The 18,316-nt window shown below is 56.5% G+C and carries 19 protein-coding genes; 7 read left to right on the top strand and 12 right to left on the bottom strand.

Annotated elements, in window-relative coordinates:
• The first annotated feature begins 21 nt into the window (after window positions 1-21).
• The 3 genes from secM (at window position 22) to mutT (ending at window position 3,862) form a co-directional block, all read left to right on the top strand.
• Window positions 22-555: a secA translation cis-regulator SecM gene (gene secM / locus SERS4_RS0104325; protein ID WP_026142195.1), complete on the top strand. Its 534-nt coding sequence runs from the start codon at window positions 22-24 to the stop codon at window positions 553-555.
• Window positions 556-642: 87 nt separating this feature from the next.
• Window positions 643-3,354 (top strand): preprotein translocase subunit SecA, encoded by a 2,712-nt coding sequence (gene secA / locus SERS4_RS0104330; protein WP_017891609.1) that lies wholly within the window; start codon window positions 643-645, stop codon window positions 3,352-3,354.
• A 103-nt stretch (window positions 3,355-3,457) separates the two neighbouring features.
• Entirely contained in the window at window positions 3,458-3,862 is a 405-nt protein-coding gene (gene mutT, locus SERS4_RS0104335; protein WP_017891610.1) for an 8-oxo-dGTP diphosphatase MutT, read from the top strand.
• A 43-nt stretch (window positions 3,863-3,905) separates the two neighbouring features.
• Here the strand turns inward: mutT and yacG are convergent, their stop codons facing one another.
• From yacG to coaE, 3 genes are read right to left on the bottom strand one after another with little or no spacing between them, the layout of a single operon-like run.
• On the bottom strand, window positions 3,906-4,097 hold the full coding sequence (yacG, locus tag SERS4_RS0104340) for a DNA gyrase inhibitor YacG (RefSeq protein ID WP_013811502.1): 192 nt from the start codon (window positions 4,095-4,097) through the stop codon (window positions 3,906-3,908).
• Window positions 4,098-4,147: 50 nt separating this feature from the next.
• Window positions 4,148-4,900 (bottom strand): cell division protein ZapD, encoded by a 753-nt coding sequence (zapD, locus tag SERS4_RS0104345; protein WP_012005221.1) that lies wholly within the window; start codon window positions 4,898-4,900, stop codon window positions 4,148-4,150.
• A 5-nt stretch (window positions 4,901-4,905) separates the two neighbouring features.
• Entirely contained in the window at window positions 4,906-5,520 is a 615-nt protein-coding gene (gene coaE, locus SERS4_RS0104350) for a dephospho-CoA kinase (protein WP_017891611.1), read from the bottom strand.
• 331 nt (window positions 5,521-5,851) lie between these two features.
• Here coaE and SERS4_RS0104355 point away from each other — a divergent pair, with 331 nt between their 5' ends.
• On the top strand, window positions 5,852-6,895 hold the full coding sequence (locus SERS4_RS0104355; RefSeq protein ID WP_012005223.1) for a GMP reductase: 1,044 nt from the start codon (window positions 5,852-5,854) through the stop codon (window positions 6,893-6,895).
• A 67-nt stretch (window positions 6,896-6,962) separates the two neighbouring features.
• On the opposite strand, the gene hofC is transcribed toward SERS4_RS0104355, so the two are convergent.
• The 4 genes from hofC to nadC form a co-directional block, all read right to left on the bottom strand.
• On the bottom strand, window positions 6,963-8,162 hold the full coding sequence (gene hofC / locus SERS4_RS0104360) for a protein transport protein HofC (protein WP_017891612.1): 1,200 nt from the start codon (window positions 8,160-8,162) through the stop codon (window positions 6,963-6,965).
• Window positions 8,159-9,604, bottom strand: coding sequence for a type II secretion system protein GspE (gene gspE, locus SERS4_RS0104365; protein WP_017891613.1), 1,446 nt, complete (start codon window positions 9,602-9,604; stop codon window positions 8,159-8,161). Before gspE ends, hofC begins: the two co-directional genes overlap by 4 nt.
• Window positions 9,601-10,050, bottom strand: a complete 450-nt coding sequence (ppdD, locus tag SERS4_RS0104370; protein ID WP_017891614.1) for a prepilin peptidase-dependent pilin — start codon at window positions 10,048-10,050, stop codon at window positions 9,601-9,603. The genes gspE and ppdD overlap by 4 nt, the downstream gene beginning before the upstream one ends.
• 198 nt (window positions 10,051-10,248) lie before the next feature.
• Complete coding sequence (nadC, locus tag SERS4_RS0104375; protein ID WP_017891615.1) at window positions 10,249-11,139, bottom strand: carboxylating nicotinate-nucleotide diphosphorylase; 891 nt, start codon at window positions 11,137-11,139, stop codon at window positions 10,249-10,251.
• Between the two features lie 215 nt (window positions 11,140-11,354).
• Between nadC and ampE the strand changes: the two genes are divergently transcribed.
• Complete coding sequence (gene ampE / locus SERS4_RS0104380; protein WP_012005228.1) at window positions 11,355-12,209, top strand: beta-lactamase regulator AmpE; 855 nt, start codon at window positions 11,355-11,357, stop codon at window positions 12,207-12,209.
• Window positions 12,210-12,269: 60 nt separating this feature from the next.
• On the opposite strand, the gene hemL is transcribed toward ampE, so the two are convergent.
• Window positions 12,270-13,559, bottom strand: a complete 1,290-nt coding sequence (hemL, locus tag SERS4_RS0104385; protein ID WP_017891616.1) for a glutamate-1-semialdehyde 2,1-aminomutase — start codon at window positions 13,557-13,559, stop codon at window positions 12,270-12,272.
• 179 nt (window positions 13,560-13,738) lie between these two features.
• Here hemL and clcA point away from each other — a divergent pair, with 179 nt between their 5' ends.
• Together clcA and erpA are read left to right on the top strand one after the other, a co-directional pair.
• Window positions 13,739-15,178, top strand: coding sequence for a H(+)/Cl(-) exchange transporter ClcA (clcA, locus tag SERS4_RS0104390; protein WP_017891617.1), 1,440 nt, complete (start codon window positions 13,739-13,741; stop codon window positions 15,176-15,178).
• A gap of 89 nt (window positions 15,179-15,267) precedes the next feature.
• Complete coding sequence (gene erpA, locus SERS4_RS0104395) at window positions 15,268-15,612, top strand: iron-sulfur cluster insertion protein ErpA (protein WP_012005231.1); 345 nt, start codon at window positions 15,268-15,270, stop codon at window positions 15,610-15,612.
• A 58-nt stretch (window positions 15,613-15,670) separates the two neighbouring features.
• Here erpA and SERS4_RS0104400 read toward each other — a convergent pair whose 3' ends face one another.
• From SERS4_RS0104400 to mtnN, 4 genes are all read right to left on the bottom strand, one after another.
• Window positions 15,671-15,919 (bottom strand): hypothetical protein, encoded by a 249-nt coding sequence (locus SERS4_RS0104400; RefSeq protein ID WP_017891618.1) that lies wholly within the window; start codon window positions 15,917-15,919, stop codon window positions 15,671-15,673.
• Window positions 15,920-16,145: 226 nt separating this feature from the next.
• Window positions 16,146-16,760 carry a TRIC cation channel family protein gene (locus SERS4_RS0104405; RefSeq protein ID WP_012005233.1) on the bottom strand — a complete coding sequence of 205 codons (615 nt, stop codon included), beginning with the start codon at window positions 16,758-16,760 and terminating at the stop codon, window positions 16,146-16,148.
• A complete protein-coding gene (gene btuF, locus SERS4_RS0104410) occupies window positions 16,760-17,521 on the bottom strand; it encodes a vitamin B12 ABC transporter substrate-binding protein BtuF (RefSeq protein WP_017891619.1) in 762 nt (253 codons plus the stop codon). Before btuF ends, SERS4_RS0104405 begins: the two co-directional genes overlap by 1 nt.
• 46 nt (window positions 17,522-17,567) lie before the next feature.
• Window positions 17,568-18,269 (bottom strand): 5'-methylthioadenosine/S-adenosylhomocysteine nucleosidase, encoded by a 702-nt coding sequence (gene mtnN, locus SERS4_RS0104415; RefSeq protein ID WP_017891620.1) that lies wholly within the window; start codon window positions 18,267-18,269, stop codon window positions 17,568-17,570.
• Window positions 18,270-18,316: the final 47 nt, after the last annotated feature.

An 18,316-nucleotide genomic window follows, 5' to 3' on the forward strand; every position in this document is an offset into this window, starting at 1 on the left:
GCTCCGGCGGATAATAAACTCGTGATCGGTATTCTAAATCGTTGGCGACAATTTGGCAGACGTTATTTCTGGCCCCATCTCCTGTTAGGGATGGTCGCGGCCACGCTTGGCGTACCTACAAATCTGTCCGGCACGCCCGATCAAGCCGCTCTGCCGAGCACCTCGTCCAGCCTGAACCGGCAAAATTCCGCCAGCGGTGCCTTTAATAGCCTGGCATTACTGCAGGAAGCGCATCGCCGCCCGACCTTCAGTGTCGATTATTGGCACCAGCATGCGCTTCGCACCGTCATTCGTCACCTTTCTTTTGCTCTTGCACCGCAGGCGGTTTTCGCGCGAGGGCAGGAAAGAGAAGCGGAAGCGACCGAACCCCCATTACAGGTAGCGCAACTGGCGCTGCTTTCTACTCTCAACGCGCTGCTGACGCATGAGCAAAAGCCGCCGACCATCATTCGTGATACCCACCATGCCGTGTTACCTGCCTTTGCGCAGCATCAGACAGGGTTATGGCTGGCACAGGTGCAGGGCATTCGCGCCGGACCCGCAGTCTTAAGCTGATTTCTTGCCCGTCGGGCGACAAAAAACCTAAAAATAACAGCAAATTGACGGCCTGTGTTGGCTGTCATGACAGAGATATCAAACATCATGTTAGTGAAATTATTGACCAAAGTTTTTGGTAGCCGTAACGATCGTACACTGCGTCGCATGCGTAAAGCGGTTGAACTGATCAATCAGATGGAACCGGACATGGAAAAACTGTCCGATGACGAACTGAAAGCCAAGACCAACGAGTTCCGCGCACGCCTGGAAAAGGGTGAAGTGCTGGAAAACCTGCTGCCGGAAGCCTTCGCCGTAGTGCGCGAATCAAGCAAGCGCGTGTTCGGCATGCGTCACTTCGACGTGCAGCTGCTGGGCGGTATGGTACTGAACGATCGCTGTATCGCAGAGATGCGTACCGGTGAAGGTAAAACCCTGACTGCAACCCTGCCGGCCTATCTGAACGCCCTGAGCGGCCGTGGCGTGCACGTGGTTACAGTGAACGACTATTTGGCACAGCGTGACGCCGAAAATAACCGCCCACTGTTCGAGTTCCTCGGCCTGAGCATCGGTATCAACCTGCCAGGTATGCCGGCACCGGCCAAGCGTGAAGCTTATGCCGCCGACATTACCTACGGTACCAACAACGAATACGGCTTTGACTACCTGCGCGACAACATGGCGTTCAGTCCGGAAGAGCGAGTTCAGCGCAAGCTGCACTATGCGTTGGTGGATGAGGTTGACTCCATCCTGATCGATGAAGCGCGTACTCCGTTGATCATCTCCGGTCCGGCTGAAGACAGCTCCGAGATGTACATCAGAGTTAACAAGCTGATCCCTCAGTTGATCCGTCAGGAAAAAGAAGATTCCGACTCCTTCCAGGGCGAAGGCCACTTCTCGGTTGACGAGAAAGCGCGCCAGGTGCACCTGACCGAACGCGGTCTGATCCTGATCGAAGAAATGCTGATGGAAGCCGGCATCATGGATGAAGGTGAGTCACTGTACTCACCGACCAACATCATGCTGATGCACCACGTGACCGCTGCGCTGCGTGCTCACGTGCTGTTTACCCGTGACGTTGACTACATCGTAAAAGACGGTGAAGTCATTATCGTTGACGAACACACCGGCCGTACCATGCAGGGGCGTCGCTGGTCTGATGGTCTGCATCAGGCGGTGGAAGCCAAAGAAGGCGTGGAAATCCAGAACGAGAACCAGACGCTGGCATCCATCACCTTCCAGAACTACTTCCGTCTGTACGAGAAGCTGGCGGGGATGACCGGTACCGCCGACACCGAAGCCTTTGAATTCAGCTCTATCTACAAGCTCGATACCATAGTGGTGCCGACAAACCGTCCGATGATCCGTAAGGACATGCCGGATCTGGTCTATATGACCGAGCTGGAGAAGATTGGCGCCATCATTGAAGATATCCGTGAACGTACCGTCAACGGACAGCCTGTGCTGGTGGGGACCATCTCGATTGAAAAATCCGAAGTGGTTTCCCGCGAACTGACCAAAGCCGGTATCGAACACAAGGTTCTGAACGCCAAATTCCACGCCATGGAAGCGGACATCGTGGCCCAGGCAGGCCAAAGCAGTGCGGTCACTATCGCCACCAACATGGCGGGTCGTGGTACCGATATCGTGCTGGGCGGCAGCTGGCAGGCCGAGATTGAACAGTTGGAAGACCCAACTGAAGAGCAAATTGCCGAAATCAAGGCAGCCTGGAAAATTCGCCATGATGCGGTACTGGCCGCAGGCGGCCTGCACATCATTGGTACCGAGCGTCATGAATCACGCCGTATCGATAACCAGTTGCGCGGCCGTTCAGGTCGTCAGGGTGATGCCGGTTCATCCCGCTTCTACCTGTCGATGGAAGATGCTCTGATGCGTATTTTCGCCTCGGATCGCGTTTCCAGCATGATGCGTAAACTGGGTATGAAAGAAGGTGAGGCCATTGAGCACCCATGGGTCACCAAGGCGATTGCCAATGCACAGCGCAAAGTGGAAAGCCGCAACTTTGACATTCGTAAGCAACTGCTGGAATACGATGACGTGGCCAACGACCAGCGTCGCGCTATCTACAGCCAGCGTAACGAACTGTTGGACGTGTCTGACGTTAGCGAAACCATCACCAGCATCCGTGAAGACGTGTTCAAGACCACTATCGACGGCTACATTCAGCCAGAATCGCTGGAAGAAGAGTGGGACATTGAGGGGCTGACAGAGCGCCTGAAAAACGACTTCGATCTGGATATGCCAATCGCCGAATGGTTGGACAAAGAGCCTCAGCTGCACGAAGAAACTCTGCGTGAGCGTATTCTGGAAAAGGCGAAAGAAGAGTACCAGCGTAAAGAAGAAGTGGTTGGCGTCGAGATGATGCGCAACTTCGAGAAGGGTGTGATGCTGCAGACACTGGATTCCCTGTGGAAAGAGCATCTGGCGGCGATGGACTACCTGCGTCAGGGCATCCATCTGCGTGGTTATGCGCAGAAAGATCCTAAGCAGGAGTACAAACGCGAGTCCTTCAACATGTTTGCCACCATGCTGGAATCGCTGAAGCATGAAGTCATCAGCGTACTGAGCAAGGTTCAGGTGCGGATGCCGGAAGAGGTTGAAGCGTTGGAGCTGCAGCGTCGTGAAGAAGCCGAGCGCCTGGCCAAGCAGCAACAGCTGAGCCACTATGAAGAAAATGCGCTGGTTACCGAGGATCCGAATGCGCCGGCAACGGCGGAACGTAAAGTAGGACGTAACGATCCTTGCCCATGCGGTTCCGGTAAAAAATACAAACAGTGCCACGGCCGTCTTCAGAGCTAAGCCCGGCAATGTTTAACCAATAAAACCCAGGGGTTCAGCGTGCTGAGCCCCTGTTTTTTTTGGGGTGAAGCCCGTGCCCCGATGGATCAATCAGGAGGATGCGATGAAACATCTGAACATCGCCGTTGGCATCATTCGAAACGCCCAGCAGGAAATCTTTATTACCCGGCGTGCCGCCGATTCGCATATGGCCGGTTTCTGGGAGTTTCCAGGCGGCAAGATTGAGCAGGGGGAGACGCCGGAGCAGGCGCTTAGCCGTGAACTGCAGGAAGAAACAGGCATTGAAACCAAGCGTGCAGAGCTATTGGAAGTGCTTGAACACCGGTTTAGCGATCGTATCGTGACGCTGAATTTTTATCTGGTGGAAGGTTGGGCAGGTGAGCCGTTTGGCCGTGAAGGTCAGCCAATGCGCTGGGTGAAACAGGCCGATTTACGGGAGGAGGAATTCCCGGAGGCCAATGTCAGTATTATCAAACTGTTGGTGGCACAGGCGAACGCTGCACAGTAAAACGAGCGGCCTGGCAGAAACCAGGCCGACAAAAGGCGATCGATCAACGATCGTCCTCCTCACTCCATTCTTCACTTTCCGACAGATCGCTGTTGCTGGGAATACGCTTCTCTTCATCGGCCCACTCGCCCAGATCGATTAACTGACAGCGTTTGCTGCAAAACGGGCGGAACGGGCTCACTTCACCCCAAACTACACCTTTGCCACAGGTTGGGCATTTCACTACGGTCGTCATATCTGTTCCTTACTCCCTTCCAACACGTGAAAGGTTTTTATGTCATTGGGTTAGCAACAGGCCAACTCAAAGGTTAATCGTTCCGGTACCACGCCAAGCTCACTGTCCAGCGGCAGGAAGCGGATCGCATAGCGCGTCTTATGGCCGGAAATCTGCGGATAAAGTTGGTGTGCCAGATTGATGCGCAAGCGCAACAGATCGGCGCCTTCCGCGTTATCCTGGAAGAAACCGTTCAAACTGATCTGATTGCGAAACTGCCCGGACTGACGGATCAGATCCAGCACCATGGTCAGCGCCTGGTTCAGTGGCTCCAACGTTTGCTGCCAGTTGGCTACGTCATCATCCCGTTCTTGCTGGGGCGCATGCATCCACATGTGCAGGGTCGGCAAGTCAAAGCTGCAACACCCGCCGGGGATGCTCAGGCGCTGACGCACCAGGCTAATCAGCCGGTCTTCACGCAGCGACTGGCCAAGACGCGGAGCCGACATCAATGCCGCCCCGCGCTGTTTCAACTGATTGCGCAACTGATCCACCAGCGACATGTCGACACCTGGCACATCGGCCCAGGCCAAAAGCTTTTGCTGCTGCCGTTCCAGCTCTTTCAGTAATTCTGTGCGCACTTCGCCGCGTTCCAGCACATCGAGCAGATCGGCGACGGTACGGAAGAAGGTCAGGGCAATGGCTGTTTCGCTCAATGCCCGCTGGCCGTGCAATTGCTGCAGTAAAAATTCCATACGCAACCAGGTACGCATTTTTTCATTCAACGGGTGTTCAAAAAGAACGCTTGGGGAAACATCACTCATTCAGTTTAATCCTGTCGGGTCGCTGATGCCGCCAGCTCAAGGTAACGGCGATGCAGTGCGGCAACCAATGGCTCTATCCCCTGAGCGGTGCCGCTATTATCAATTATGTCATCTGCAGCGGCCAGGCGCTGCTCGCGCGTGACCTGCGCGGACAGTATGTTCTGTGCCTGCTGACGGCTGATGCCGTCGCGGGCGATGGTTCTGGCCAACTGAGTCTCGCTGTCAACGTCGACCACCAGGACGCGATCGGCGCGTGCCTGCAGGTTGTTTTCAACCAGCAGGGGAACCACCCAAAGTGCATAAGGACTGGTCACTTGCGCCAGTTGGCATTGGGTTTCCTGATGAATCAGCGGGTGCAGTAGTTGGTTCAGCCAGCTCTTTTCATCCGGGTTACTGAAGATACGCTGACGGAGCGCAGCGCGGTTAAGCCTGCCATCAGGCTGCAACATTTCATTACCAAAACGTTTGGCGATAGCAGCCAGCGCCGGGGTGCCAGGTTCGACAACTTGCCTGGCGATAACGTCTGCATCGACCACCGTCACGCCATGGCGGGCAAAGGCGTCTGCCACGGTTGACTTACCGCTGCCGATACCCCCTGTCAACGCAACAATGTAGGCCATGGTAGGGAATGCACCTGATGTTCATAAAAAAATAATAGACGAATCATAAAGCGATCGCGCAGAAGTGCAAGTCAGCAGGCGGCGCTTGTTCGGCAGCTTGCGCTGTACGGTGATAAAAAATGCAGACGGAAAGAAAAAATGAGCGGGCGGTCACACTGCGTATTCGCAGGTAAATTTGTCGGATTGTAGCGTAAATAAAGGAGAATTCGCAGTCTTGTCCGGCGATTTTTAGCGCGTATGATAGCGTCACTGGAACTGGCATTAATCTACCGTCGCCTTTCAAGACATTGCGTTCTGCGATCCGTCGCCATAAACCAGGAAATCATAAGTCATGCGTATTGAAGAAGATTTGAAGTTAGGCTTTAAAGATGTGCTGATTCGCCCTAAGCGCTCCACGCTGAAAAGCCGTTCAGAAGTTGAACTGGAGCGTCAGTTTACCTTCAAACATTCTGGCCTGAGCTGGTCCGGCGTGCCGATTATCGCCGCCAACATGGACTCAGTCGGCACCTTCAGCATGGCAGAGGCACTGGCTTCCTTCGACGTACTCACCGCCGTACACAAACACTACACCCTTGAACAATGGGCCGCATTTGTGCAGCGCGTACCGGCATCGGTGCTGCGCCACGTTATGGTTTCAACCGGCACTTCAGAAGCTGATTTTGTGAAGATGCAACAAATTCTGGCCTTGTCGCCGGGGTTGAAGTTTATCTGTATCGACGTCGCCAACGGTTACTCAGAGCATTTTGTCGCCTTCTTGCAGAAAGCGCGTGAAGCCTGCCCGAACCATGTGATCTGTGCCGGTAACGTAGTCACTGGTGAAATGGTGGAAGAGTTGATCCTCTCCGGTGCCGATATCGTCAAAGTGGGTATTGGTCCTGGGTCAGTCTGCACCACCCGAGTGAAAACCGGTGTGGGTTATCCGCAGCTGTCTGCGGTGATCGAGTGCGCCGATGCGGCACACGGCCTTGGCGGTCAGATCGTCAGTGATGGCGGTTGTTCGGTACCGGGTGATGTAGCTAAAGCCTTTGGTGGCGGCGCAGATTTTGTCATGCTGGGTGGCATGCTGGCCGGTCATGACGAGTGCGAAGGCACAGTAGTGGAAGAGAACGGCGAGAAATTCATGCTGTTCTACGGTATGAGTTCCGAATCGGCGATGAAACGTCACGTCGGTGGTGTTGCCCAGTACCGTGCGGCAGAAGGCAAAACCGTCAAACTGCCACTGCGTGGCGAGGTTGAGTTTACCGTCCGTGATATTCTTGGTGGCCTGCGCTCCGCCTGTACTTATGTCGGTGCGGAACGTCTGAAAGAGCTGACCAAACGCACCACCTTTATCCGCGTAGCGGAGCAGGAAAACCGCGTATTCGGCAGTAACTAATCCGGCTCGCTTCAACCTGACCAAACCTTGGGCGCAGTTCAGTGCTGCACTCAAGGTTTTCCAGAACTTACCCCAAAACGTTCCCCAACTGGAATATCGGCAAATACATGGCGATCACCAGCGTGCCGACGATCCCGCCCACCACCAGCATCAAGATCGGTTCCAGCGTTTGCGCCAGCGTATCGGCCAACTCAAAAGTTTGCTGCTCATGCCACAGCGCCAGCTTGCCCAACAGCGTATCTAACGAGCCGGATTCTTCGCCCACCCGGACTAACTGCTGACAAAGCGGGGGGAAAAGTGCCTGTTCCCCCAACGCACTGTGGAAAGTCTGACCCTGCGCTATCTGGTGCTGCACCTTCTCCATCGCCTGTCGGTAAAACAGGTTGTCCACCGACAGCGCTGCGGCATTCAATCCTTCAACCAACGTGAGCCCGGCCTGCTGAGTCATGGCCAGAATGCGGAATATTTGGCTCAGGCAACCGCCTTTGATCAATTGAGCGATCAGCGGCAGGCGCAGTAATGCCGCCTGTTCGCGCCTGCGCCAGTGTGACTGTGGGTGCAATCTTCGAAAATAAGCAAATATTGTGCAACCCATCCCCGTCACCAGCCAGGGGCCGCCGTGGATCAACCAGGTAGACAGGTTCAGCAGCCCCTGGGTAAACCACGGCAGCGGCGCATTGAAGGACTGATAGACGCCGGCAAATTCCGGTAACACCATGACCAACATCAGAATACTCACCAACAGCGCCACTGCGCAGATAAACAAGGGATAACGCAGCGCCTTAACCACTTTCTTCTGCAATTTTTGCTGTGCTTCCTGCTGTTGGGCCAGTTGCAAACAGCACTGATCCAGGTGGCCGGTCAGTTCCCCAATGGCGATCAACTGGCGGTAGATCAGAGGAAAGATGGCATGTTGCCCGGCGATAACCTCGGAAAAGGGTTGGCCTTGCCGCACCTGTTCGCTGATGTCCCGCAGCAGACAGCGCCAGGCGGCAGACGGGTGTTCTGCCGCCAGCAATTGCAACCCGCTGACCAGCGGCAACCCGGCCTGCAGCAGGGTGGCAAGTTGGCGGGTGAACTGGATCAAGGGTTCTCCACGCCACTGACTGGGGGCAATGCGTTTCCCGCTGTTAATTTGGCAGGGTTGTAGCCCTTGTTCGATCAGCCAGTGGTTGACCAAATTCTTTTCGCTGCACATCAGTTCGCCCTGACGCAGTTGACCCTGAGGGTCAATCGCCTGCCAGAGGAAAAGGCGCAGCGCTTTCACGTTACCTCCTCACCGGCAATGATGCCAACAATGCGATATACCTCTTCCAGTGAAGTGACGCCTTGTGAAACCAGCGTTAACCCGGCTTGCAGCAGCGTTGTCTGCCCTTGCTGTTGGGCAATGTCGGCCAGTTCACCAGGGGCGGTGCTCCGTAACAGCCCGGCCTGCACCTCTGGGGTGATAGTCAGTAATTCATATACCCCGGTGCGGCCGTAGTAGCCGCTAAAGCAGTGTTCGCAACCATCAGCCTGCCAGGGCAGCAGGGGCGTGGCCCAAATGGCGGCAGGGAAGCGTACGGGCTGGCTTTGCTGATAGCGGCAGTGGCTGCAAAGTTTGCGCACCAGCCGCTGGGCTATCACCAGCTTCAGGCAGGCGGCAATCAGATAGCCGGGAATCCCCATATGGGTCAGGCGCGTCAGGGTTTCGCTGGTGGAGTTGGTGTGCAATGTGGATAGCACCAGATGGCCGGTTTGCGCGGCTTTAACCGCGATCTCTGCCGTTTCCCTGTCGCGGATTTCACCGATCATGATCACGTCCGGATCTTGTCGCAGTAAGGCGCGTAAAACGCGGGAAAAATCCAGGTCGGTTTTGGCATTAATTTGCGTCTGGTTAACGCCAAACAACGGGATCTCGATCGGATCCTCGACGCTGCATAAATTACTTTGCGCATCATTCAACTGACGCAGGCCGCTGTAAAGCGTCACGGTTTTACCACTGCCGGTCGGGCCGGTGACCAGGATCATACCCTGTGGACAGGACAATGCCGCGGCAAACTCCGCCAACGCCGGCGGATCCATTCCCAGCCGATCCAGCGGTAGCTCCTGGCGTTCGGTTTGCAGGACTCGCAGCACCACTTTTTCGCCGTGCAGCGTGGGCAGGGTGGCGATGCGCATCGAGTAACTGGCGTTATCCAATTGCACGCTGAGCTGGCCATCCTGTGGCAGGCGACGTTCGGCAATGTCCAACTGCCCCATGATCTTCAGCCGGGCGATGAGGCGAGCGGCGAGCGTGAATGGCGGTGAGGTTATCGCCTGCAGTACCCCGTCGATCCGCAGGCGGATACGTAGCGTCTGTTGGTAAGGCTCGAAATGAATATCCGAGGCACGCCGTTGAATGGCGATGCGCAGCGTCTGATTGATAAACTGCACAACGGGAGCGTCACTGTCGTCGTTTAATGAGGGTGTGTCAGGTTGTGTCTCCGGTGCTTCTTGCGGAGGGCGATCTCCTTGTATTTGACGTTGGTTAAGTTCCATTTCCAGCCGGGCGGCTGGCCACTGTTCCAGATGAATGCGCTTGCCGGTGGCGAAACGCAGCGCCGACAGCAGCGCCTCTGGCGCCTCCGTAGTCAGGGCTACATTCAGGCAGTACCGATCTTCGCTGAGCGCCAGTGCCTGATAACGGCGGCACAGCGCATGGATTTCGTCACTGATCGTCGTACTCATGGTGTTGGCGCCGTCGTGGTGGTGTCAAAACGGAAAACTTCCTGGCAGGTTTCCTGCAGATTGGCGTTGCTGCTGGTGCACTGACGTGTCCAGCGTGTCAGTCCGCTGGCGTTTTGGGTTGGGGTCAGTGCGACCGTCAGCCCTTGCAGCGTTTGCGTACCGGTCAGTGAGATCACGCCCTGGGTGACCTTGACTGCGCTGACGTAGCGTGAGGCATCACCGGCAGGGATACCTTGGCTGCCGGCATTACAGCCGGTTGGCGCACCAGTGTCGAGCACGCACAACTCAACGGCCAGTTTATACGGCGTCATGGTTTGCAGCATGTCGGTCATCGCTGCTTTTTGGATATAGCGCTGGTAGGCGGGAATGCCTATGGCGCTCAGGATGGCGATAATGGCGATCACCACCATCAGTTCGATTAGGGTAAAGCCGCGCTGTGTTTCCATCTGTTGTTGCCTCCGTGTGAATGTGGAAGCAAAGGTAAGCGTACAGGACGTGGGTTTCGAGCGGGTTATGGTCGTTTTTGGGCGCAGTTCCACAGCAATTTATCCGCATTGCAGAGGAAAGAAAAAAGATGGGGCGAGCTTCGCAATTCTGACGAGAAAATACCTCCCCGATGGACAGGGAGGCAGGGATGACGGAGTTTATTTAAAGCGCATCGACAGATCGAGCGCAGTCACGTGTTTGGTCAGGGCGCCAACAGAGATGTAGTCCACGCCGGTTTCGGCGAAGGTGCGCAGGGTTTCACTGGTCACGTTGCCTGAAACTTCCAGTTGGGCACGCCCCTGAGTTTGCGCCACGGCAGCACGCATCATCTCGACGCTGAAATTATCCAGCATGACGATGTCGGCACCGGCATCCAGCGCCTGCTGCAGTTCATCCAGCGATTCGACCTCCACCTCTACAGGCACGTCGGCATGCAGCCAGAAGGCTTTCTCGACCGCCTTTTTAATCGAACCGGAGGCAATGATGTGGTTTTCCTTGATCAGGAAGGCATCGGACAGCCCCAGGCGATGGTTACTGCCGCCGCCGCACAGCACGGCATATTTCAGCGCGGTGCGCAGCCCTGGCAGAGTTTTGCGGGTGTCCAGCAGGCGGGTTTGCGTGCCTTGCAACAGCGCCACGTAGCGGCTGACTTCGGTCGCTACGCCGGAAAGCGTCTGGACAAAATTCAGTGCGGTGCGCTCACCGGTCAACAATATCCGAGCCGGGCCGGTCAGTTTGCAGAGCGGCTGGTCTGGGACCAGGCTATCGCCGTCCGCCACCTGCCATTCCACTTTCACCTGGTTACCCAGTTGAATGAAGACTTCATTCAGCCAACGCTTACCACAAAAGATGCCGGGCTCGCGGGTAATAATGGTGGCTTCGGCCTGGGTGTCAGCCGGTAATAATTGCGCGGTAATATCGCGTTCGGCATCGACTTCACCACCCAGGTCTTCACGCAGCGCCTGGGCAACGGTATAGGGGATATCGCTTTCAATTCGTTCAAGAAGCTCGGTGCGGCGACTGTCGGCACTGTAGCGGCGTGTCGGCATAGAAAACTCCGAAATGGACGGTAAGATCGTAGGGGGAACATGCTACTCTGTTGCCATGATAAGTACCACCGCAGCGCGGTGGTTGCACCGCTAATCTGGTATTAATCCGATCCAGCGGCGATATTTGAGCGGGATTTTAATCTGGCATCTCTGGAACAACCCGGCAAGCCTGATGACGCTATGCTTGGAACAATGGAAAGGGAGAGGAGTCGCTAATGACGCTGTTTACGCTGTTACTGGTTCTGGCGTGGGAACGTTTGTTCAAGCTGGGTGAGCATTGGCAGTTGGACCATCGGCTGGAGGTGGTGTTTCATCGGCTGCATCGGTTCTCGCTGGCGCAGACGTTGCTGATGACCCTGGCCTGGATGGTGGTGGTCGGGGGCATTCTGTGGCTGTCTCAAGGGCTGTTTTTCGGCGTAGTGACGCTGTTGCTGTGGATTATCATTGATTTGCTGTGTGTGGGTGCGGGCATCAAGCGTAAACACTATCGCGCCTATCTGAAAGCGGCGCGGCAAGGGGATGCTCATGCCAGCGACCAGATGGCGGAGGAGCTGGCACTGATCCACGGTTTGCCGGTGGATTGCAGCGAAGAGCTGCGCCTGCGTGAACTGCAAAATGCGTTGCTGTGGATTAACTTCCGTTATTATCTGGCACCGCTGTTCTGGTTCGTGGTCTGCGGGCCTTATGGGCCGATTGCGCTGGCGGGCTACTCCTTCCTGCGTGCTTACCAGACCTGGTTGGCGCGCCATAATACCCCGCTGGAGCGTTCGCAGTCGGGCATCGATCATCTGTTGAACTGGCTGGACTGGATCCCGGTGCGTCTGGCCGGTGTGGCTTACGCCCTGTTTGGACATGGTGAGCGAGCACTGCCGGCATGGTTTGCATCGCTGGGCGATCTCCATTCTTCGCAGTATCAGGTGCTGACGCGGCTGGCACAGTTCTCACTGGCGCGTGACCCCCATATGGATCCGGTGCAGACCCCGCGGGCGGCGGTAACCCTGGCACGTAAGGTGACGATGATTATCGTGGTGGTGGTAGCCCTGCTGACGATTTACGGTACTTTGCTCTGACGGCGAAATTTGGAAATAAAAACGGGCGCTCAGCGCCCGTTTTTATTGGATAGCCGAAACTTACAGTTTGGCGAAGCAGCGGCGCGCGGCATCTATAGTGCGCTGAATGTCTTCTTTGCTGTGCGCAATGGACATAAAGCCGGCCTCGAAGGCAGAAGGCGCCAGATAAACCCCTTCCTCCAGCATCAGATGGAAGAAACGCTTGAAGCGTTCTACATCGCACTGCATCACGTCCTGATAACTGGTGACTGACGGCGCATCGGTAAAGAACAGGCCGAACATGCCGCCAACGTGGTTCACCACCAGCGCGACGTTTTCTTCTTTAGCCGCGTGCAGCAGGCCGGCAGCCAGCATATCGGTCAGTTCGGTCAGCGTCTGGTGGACACCGACCTGCGAAACTTCGGTCAGGCAGGCAAAGCCTGCCGCCATCGCAATCGGGTTACCGGACAGCGTGCCTGCCTGATAGACCGGGCCGGTTGGTGCCAGCGCTGCCATCACTTCACGACGGCCGCCGAATGCGCCAACAGGCATGCCGCCGCCGATGATTTTACCCAGACAGGTGAGGTCAGGCACCACATCGTAATAGGATTGTGCCCCGGCCAGCGCCACGCGGAAGCCGGTCATGACTTCGTCGATAATCAGCAGTGCGCCGTACTTGTCGCACAGTGCGCGCAGGCCCGGAAGGAATTCTGGCAGTGGCGGTACGCAGTTCATGTTACCGGCGACCGGTTCGACGATGATGCAGGCGATCTCGGAAGGGTACTGCTCAAATGCGGTGCGTACCGAGTCCAGATCGTTAAAGGTGCAGGTCAGGGTGTGCTTGGCAAAGTCAGCCGGCACACCTGGGGAGTTTGGCTGGCCCAGGGTCAGCGCGCCGGAACCGGCTTTCACCAGCAGGCAGTCCGCGTGGCCGTGGTAACAGCCTTCAAATTTGATGATTTTATCGCGGTTGGTGTAGCCGCGCGCCAGGCGAATGGCGCTCATGGTGGCTTCGGTCCCCGAGTTCACCATGCGCACCATATCCATGGTCGGCACCAGTTCGGTAACCAGCTCCGCCATTTTAACTTCCATCTCGGTAGGGGCGCCAAAGCTCAGGCCGCGCTGCGCCGCTTCGATGACCGCGTTGCGGATCGCCGGGTGGTTGTGCCCCAATACCATTGGGCCCCAGGAACCGACGTAGTCGATATAGGCTTTGCCGTCGACGTCGAACAGGTAAGCCCCGTCTGCCCGTTCGATAAACAGCGGCACACCGCCAACGCCGTTGAATGCACGCACCGGAGAGTTAACCCCGCCTGGGATTACCTGTTTTGCCTGGGCATACAGACTTTCGGACTTGCTGTGTAAGCTCATAAATCGGCTCCTGGATTCTGTTTTGAATGATTTGACCGCGCTATTCTAGTGAAGTGTTCGCCGATATGAAACGATCACAGTCAGATACCTATTTAGAGGGGCGGTCAGTCAGCGGGTAGGCTAGAATAATCAGCTGGCCTATTTGTATTACATTTGATTCCATTAATGAATAACCCATTATGACTGAATTACAGCAACAACCGCCGCTAGCGCGTGCTCCACGCCTGAAACGTAGCGACGCGGTGCGCCAGCTTATACGCCGGGATAAAACGCCGGTGGCGATCCTGTTGATGGCGGCACTGGTGGGAACCCTGGCGGGTTTGCTCGGCGTGGCCTTTGATAAAGCGGTGGATTGGGTGCAGCAACAGCGTTTGTCCGGGCTGGCACAGGTCGCCGATTATTGGATCCTGGTTTGGCCGCTGGCCTTTATTCTTTCCGCCGCGTTGGCGGTGTTGGGGTACTACCTGGTGCACCGTTTTGCCCCGGAGGCGGGCGGTTCGGGTATCCCGGAGATCGAAGGGGCGTTGGAAGAGTTGCGCCCGGTGCGCTGGTGGCGGGTGATCCCGGTGAAGTTTATCGGCGGCATGGGCACGCTGGGGGCAGGCATGGTGCTGGGGCGTGAAGGGCCTACGGTGCAAATGGGCGGCAATGTCGGGCGTATGGTGCTGGATATTTTCCGCCTGCGCGGTGCCGAAGCACGTCATTCGCTATTGGCTACCGGTGCGGCTGCCGGCCTTTCCGCCGCCTTCAACGCGCCGTTGGCGGGCATTTTGTTTATCATTGAAGAGATGCGTCCGCAGTTCCGCTATAACCTGATCTCGATTAAAGCGGTATTTATCGGCGTCATTATGTCGAGCGTGGTGTTCCAGCTGTTCAACGGCGAGGGTTCGGTGATCGCGGTGGGCAAGCTCTCTTCGGCACCGATTAACACCCTTTGGCTGTACTTGGTGCTGGGGGCGATCTTTGGTGCGGTGGGCGTGATGTTCAACGCGCTGATTTTCCGCACCCAGGACATGTTCGCTCGCCTGCACGGCGGCAAAATGCGTAAGGTTTTGCTGATAGGCGGATTGCTTGGCGGCATTTGCGGCATTCTGGGGCTGATCCAGCCGGAAGCGGCCGGCGGGGGTTTTGGGCTGATCCCGATCGCCGCGGCAGGTAACTACAGCGTCGGCATGCTGATGTTTATTTTTATTACCCGGGTGATCACCACGCTGTTATGTTTTGGCTCCGGCGCGCCGGGCGGGATTTTTGCGCCGATGCTGGCGCTGGGTACGCTGTTTGGCACCGCTTTTGGCCTGGCCGGTGCCCATCTGTTCCCAGCCTACGGTATCGAGGCCGGTACCTTTGCCATTGCCGGAATGGGCGCCCTGTTTGCTGCCACGGTGCGTGCGCCGCTGACCGGTATTGTGCTGGTGCTGGAAATGTCCGATAACTACCAGCTGATACTGCCAATGATTATTACCTGCCTGGGGGCTACCTTGGTAGCACAGTTCCTCGGCGGTAAGCCGTTGTATTCCTCAATATTGGCTCGTACCTTACAGCGGCAGGAAGCGCAGCAGGCGCGTGAAGCGGCAGATAAAACAGGTAAAGAAGATACAACAAATGCGGTGAATACTTGAACGCAACACTCAGGTATTAGATAATCAATAACATTAATCCGGCCGCCATTGTAGCGACCTGATGCAGAACAATGTTGGGAGTAAAGAGTATGAGTGATGAAACAGCACTGCCCCTGCAATTTACCGAGGCAGCAGCAAGCAAGGTTAAAGTCCTGATTGCTGATGAAGAAAATCCGGATCTGAAGTTGCGGGTTTATATTACCGGTGGCGGCTGCAGCGGATTCCAGTACGGCTTCACTTTTGACGACAAGGTCAACGATGGCGACATGACCATCGAGAAGCAGGGCGTTGCGCTGGTGGTAGACCCGATGAGCCTGCAATATCTGGTCGGCGGTTCGGTCGATTATACCGAAGGGCTGGAAGGCTCCCGCTTCGTGGTGACCAACCCGAACGCCAAAACCACCTGCGGCTGCGGATCCTCGTTCAGCGTCTGATCCTGCCTGCTGCAGTATAAAACCCGCCAACCTCACCGGTTTGCGGGTTTTTTTATCGCTACCATTCCACCGTGACCAGCTCCTGATGAGGATTATGTTCACCCTCGGTCAGCAACCGGCTGCGGGTGACTTTAGGCTGGGGATCGGCCGTACCGCCGCATTTTATCTGAGGCTCTGGGCCGTCAGTACGCACGCTGCACTTTGGGGTAATGGTCAGGCTGACACCGATTTGCCCGCTGGTGGCGCCGGCATAAACGAAAGGGCTGCACAGCAGCGCACTGAATAAAAACAGAATATTTTTCATCATTTGGGGAATAGCCATCCGTAAGCAATCACATAGTGGCTTATCGGCAAAAAGTTAATAAGATTTAACAGGGTGGGATAATAATTAACCTGGAGTTAAAAAGTTTATTACATTGTTTTCCCTGCATTTTTCAGGCAATGATAATAACACTTTGCTCATTAATTGGTCGAAAATTCTGTTTTGAAATGTGACAGCTTGATAAAGCTCCGCCCGAAACCGGGCGGAGGGTTTAGCGTTCGAGGATAAAGGCGGGAAGTTTCAGGTGCCAGCGAATGGCCGCCAGGCGGATCGCCAGCGTGATGCCCATGCCGAGCATCATCGCCTGTTGCAGCGGCATACCGAAGGTCGCATAGGCCGTAGCATGCACAATGCCGCCGATAATACAGGCGGTGGCGTAAATCTCAGTTCGCAGGATCATCGGAATTTCCCGCGCCAGCACATCGCGGATAATACCGCCGCCGACCCCGGTGATCACCCCCATGCAGATTGCCACCAGCGGACTGGCGTCGGCCGCAAAGGCTTTATTGACCCCGATGCCGACAAACACCGCCAGCCCAACGGCGTCCAGCACCGGCAAGATCCACTTGGGCAGACGACGCGGCTGGCGTACCAACAGCAGCGTCAGCACGCAGGTGATCATGGCGACCACCAGGTCGGTCGGATCTTTCACCCAGAATACCGGCCCGTTGGCTAACGCCATATCGCGGATGGTGCCGCCACCGACCGCCGTGACTACGCCGAGCACCAGTACGCCGAACGGATCCATCCGCAACTTGCCTGCCAACAACACGCCGGAGATGGCGAAAACCGCAGTGCCGAGAATATCCAGCCAAAACACCAGCATTAATGAATCTCCGCCAGTTGGCTGCACAGTTGCTGGGCCGCCAGCATGATGCGTGGGCCGGCGCGGTTGAACCAGTCGCCATTCACCGCAAGCACCGGTACCTGCAGTTGCGGCGCCCAGAAGGCTTTCACGCTGGCGATTTCTTTTTGGTCGCCGGTAATGACGATGGCCTGCGGTTGGCGGGCCAGTACCTGTTCGCGGCTGATTTGCGGCCACGGCATGCGGCTGTCGGCAAAGATGTTCTCTGCGCCGCACAACGACAACACCTGACTTTGCAACGTCGCGCCAGAGCTGGTGAACAGCGGCTGGGTGCCGAATTGCAGCAACACCCGTCGCGGCTGACTGTGCGGATATTTTGCTTTCAGCGCGGCAATTTGCTGACGGATCGCGTTCGCGGCCTGATGCGCTTGTTCTGGGTGTGGGCTGTATTGGGCCAGGTCATCCAGCCGCTGGGCGATGTCATCGATGGTGGTGGCATCGGCATAAAAGATCGGGATGCCAAAAGAGGCGATCTGATCCAGCACCCGTTGTGGATTGCCGCCGCGCCAGGCCAGGATCAGATCCGGCTTTAGCGCCAGCACCCGCTCCAGGTTGATGCCTTGCCAGGAAGCGACTTGCTCCAGCTTGCTGGCCGCCGGGGGATAATCGGAATAAGCGCTCACTGCCAGCAGGGTATCGCCCATGCCGGCAGCATAGGCAAGCTCGGTGGTGTTGGGTGCCAGGCTGATCACCCGTTGGGCGGCGCCGACGGGCAGCGCCATCCATAATGCCAGCAGCCACAGCAGGGCTGAAAAGCGTCGCGTCACATCAACCGCGCTTAGCCAGAGTCTGCAGCATGGCGTTGACCATCAGCGTAGATTGCTTGGCCGCCACGACAAGAAACTCGTCAAAGCTCATGTGCGATTCGCTGTCGGCCACGTCAGAGATAGCGCGCACTACCACAAACGGCGTGCCGAACAGGTGGCAGACGTGCCCGACTGCCGCGGCTTCCATTTCTACTGCCGCTACGTTCGGGAAGGTAGCGCGGATGCGTGCCAGTGGCTCTGCACCGTTAATGAAAGCATCACCGCTGCAAATCAGGCCGCGTACAGCGTTCAGGTTCAATTGCTTAATGCAGCTTTCGGCCAGCGCAATCAGCGCGTCGTCTGCCACAAACGCCGCCGGGCAGCCGGCCATTTGGCCTGGCTCGTAACCAAAGGCGGTCACGTCGGCATCGTGGTAGCGCACTTCTTCGGATACCACAATATCGCCGACCTTCAGCGTGCTGGCCAGGCCACCGGCGGAACCGGTATTGATCACCAGGTCCGGCTTGCAGTGTTCCAGCAGCAGGGTGGTACCCATGGCGGCAGAAACCTTACCGATGCCGGATTTGAGCAGCGCCACGTCAACACCGCCGATCTGGCCGGTATAGATTTCACAGCCCGCGCGTTGAAGGGTCTGACGGTTTTCAATTTGATCGCGCAGCAGGGTGACTTCCTGCTCCATTGCGCCGATGATGCCTACTTTCATAAATAACGCTCACTGATTGGGTGTGGGAATTTCGCCATAGTCTATCA

It is taken from the genome of Serratia sp. S4 (assembly GCF_000347995.1).
Taxonomy (GTDB): Bacteria; Pseudomonadota; Gammaproteobacteria; order Enterobacterales; family Enterobacteriaceae; genus Serratia; species Serratia quinivorans.

What these genes read in the sequence shown, in the direction of transcription:
- zapD (WP_012005221.1), bottom strand. Translation starts at nt 4,900, where the DNA reads ATGAGTGATGTTTCCCCAAGCGTTCTTTTTGAACACCCGTTGAATGAA.
- hemL (WP_017891616.1), bottom strand. Translation starts at nt 13,559, where the DNA reads ATGAGCTTACACAGCAAGTCCGAAAGTCTGTATGCCCAGGCAAAACAG.
- mtnN (WP_017891620.1), bottom strand. Translation starts at nt 18,269, where the DNA reads ATGAAAGTAGGCATCATCGGCGCAATGGAGCAGGAAGTCACCCTGCTG.
- ampE (WP_012005228.1), top strand. Translation starts at nt 11,355, where the DNA reads ATGACGCTGTTTACGCTGTTACTGGTTCTGGCGTGGGAACGTTTGTTC.
- ppdD (WP_017891614.1), bottom strand. Translation starts at nt 10,050, where the DNA reads ATGGAAACACAGCGCGGCTTTACCCTAATCGAACTGATGGTGGTGATC.
- coaE (WP_017891611.1), bottom strand. Translation starts at nt 5,520, where the DNA reads ATGGCCTACATTGTTGCGTTGACAGGGGGTATCGGCAGCGGTAAGTCA.
- btuF (WP_017891619.1), bottom strand. Translation starts at nt 17,521, where the DNA reads ATGGCGCTGCCCGTCGGCGCCGCCCAACGGGTGATCAGCCTGGCACCC.
- yacG (WP_013811502.1), bottom strand. Translation starts at nt 4,097, where the DNA reads ATGACGACCGTAGTGAAATGCCCAACCTGTGGCAAAGGTGTAGTTTGG.
- nadC (WP_017891615.1), bottom strand. Translation starts at nt 11,139, where the DNA reads ATGCCGACACGCCGCTACAGTGCCGACAGTCGCCGCACCGAGCTTCTT.
- SERS4_RS0104355 (WP_012005223.1), top strand. Translation starts at nt 5,852, where the DNA reads ATGCGTATTGAAGAAGATTTGAAGTTAGGCTTTAAAGATGTGCTGATT.
- SERS4_RS0104400 (WP_017891618.1), bottom strand. Translation starts at nt 15,919, where the DNA reads ATGATGAAAAATATTCTGTTTTTATTCAGTGCGCTGCTGTGCAGCCCT.
- clcA (WP_017891617.1), top strand. Translation starts at nt 13,739, where the DNA reads ATGACTGAATTACAGCAACAACCGCCGCTAGCGCGTGCTCCACGCCTG.
- SERS4_RS0104405 (WP_012005233.1), bottom strand. Translation starts at nt 16,760, where the DNA reads ATGCTGGTGTTTTGGCTGGATATTCTCGGCACTGCGGTTTTCGCCATC.
- secA (WP_017891609.1), top strand. Translation starts at nt 643, where the DNA reads ATGTTAGTGAAATTATTGACCAAAGTTTTTGGTAGCCGTAACGATCGT.
- gspE (WP_017891613.1), bottom strand. Translation starts at nt 9,604, where the DNA reads ATGAGTACGACGATCAGTGACGAAATCCATGCGCTGTGCCGCCGTTAT.
- erpA (WP_012005231.1), top strand. Translation starts at nt 15,268, where the DNA reads ATGAGTGATGAAACAGCACTGCCCCTGCAATTTACCGAGGCAGCAGCA.
- mutT (WP_017891610.1), top strand. Translation starts at nt 3,458, where the DNA reads ATGAAACATCTGAACATCGCCGTTGGCATCATTCGAAACGCCCAGCAG.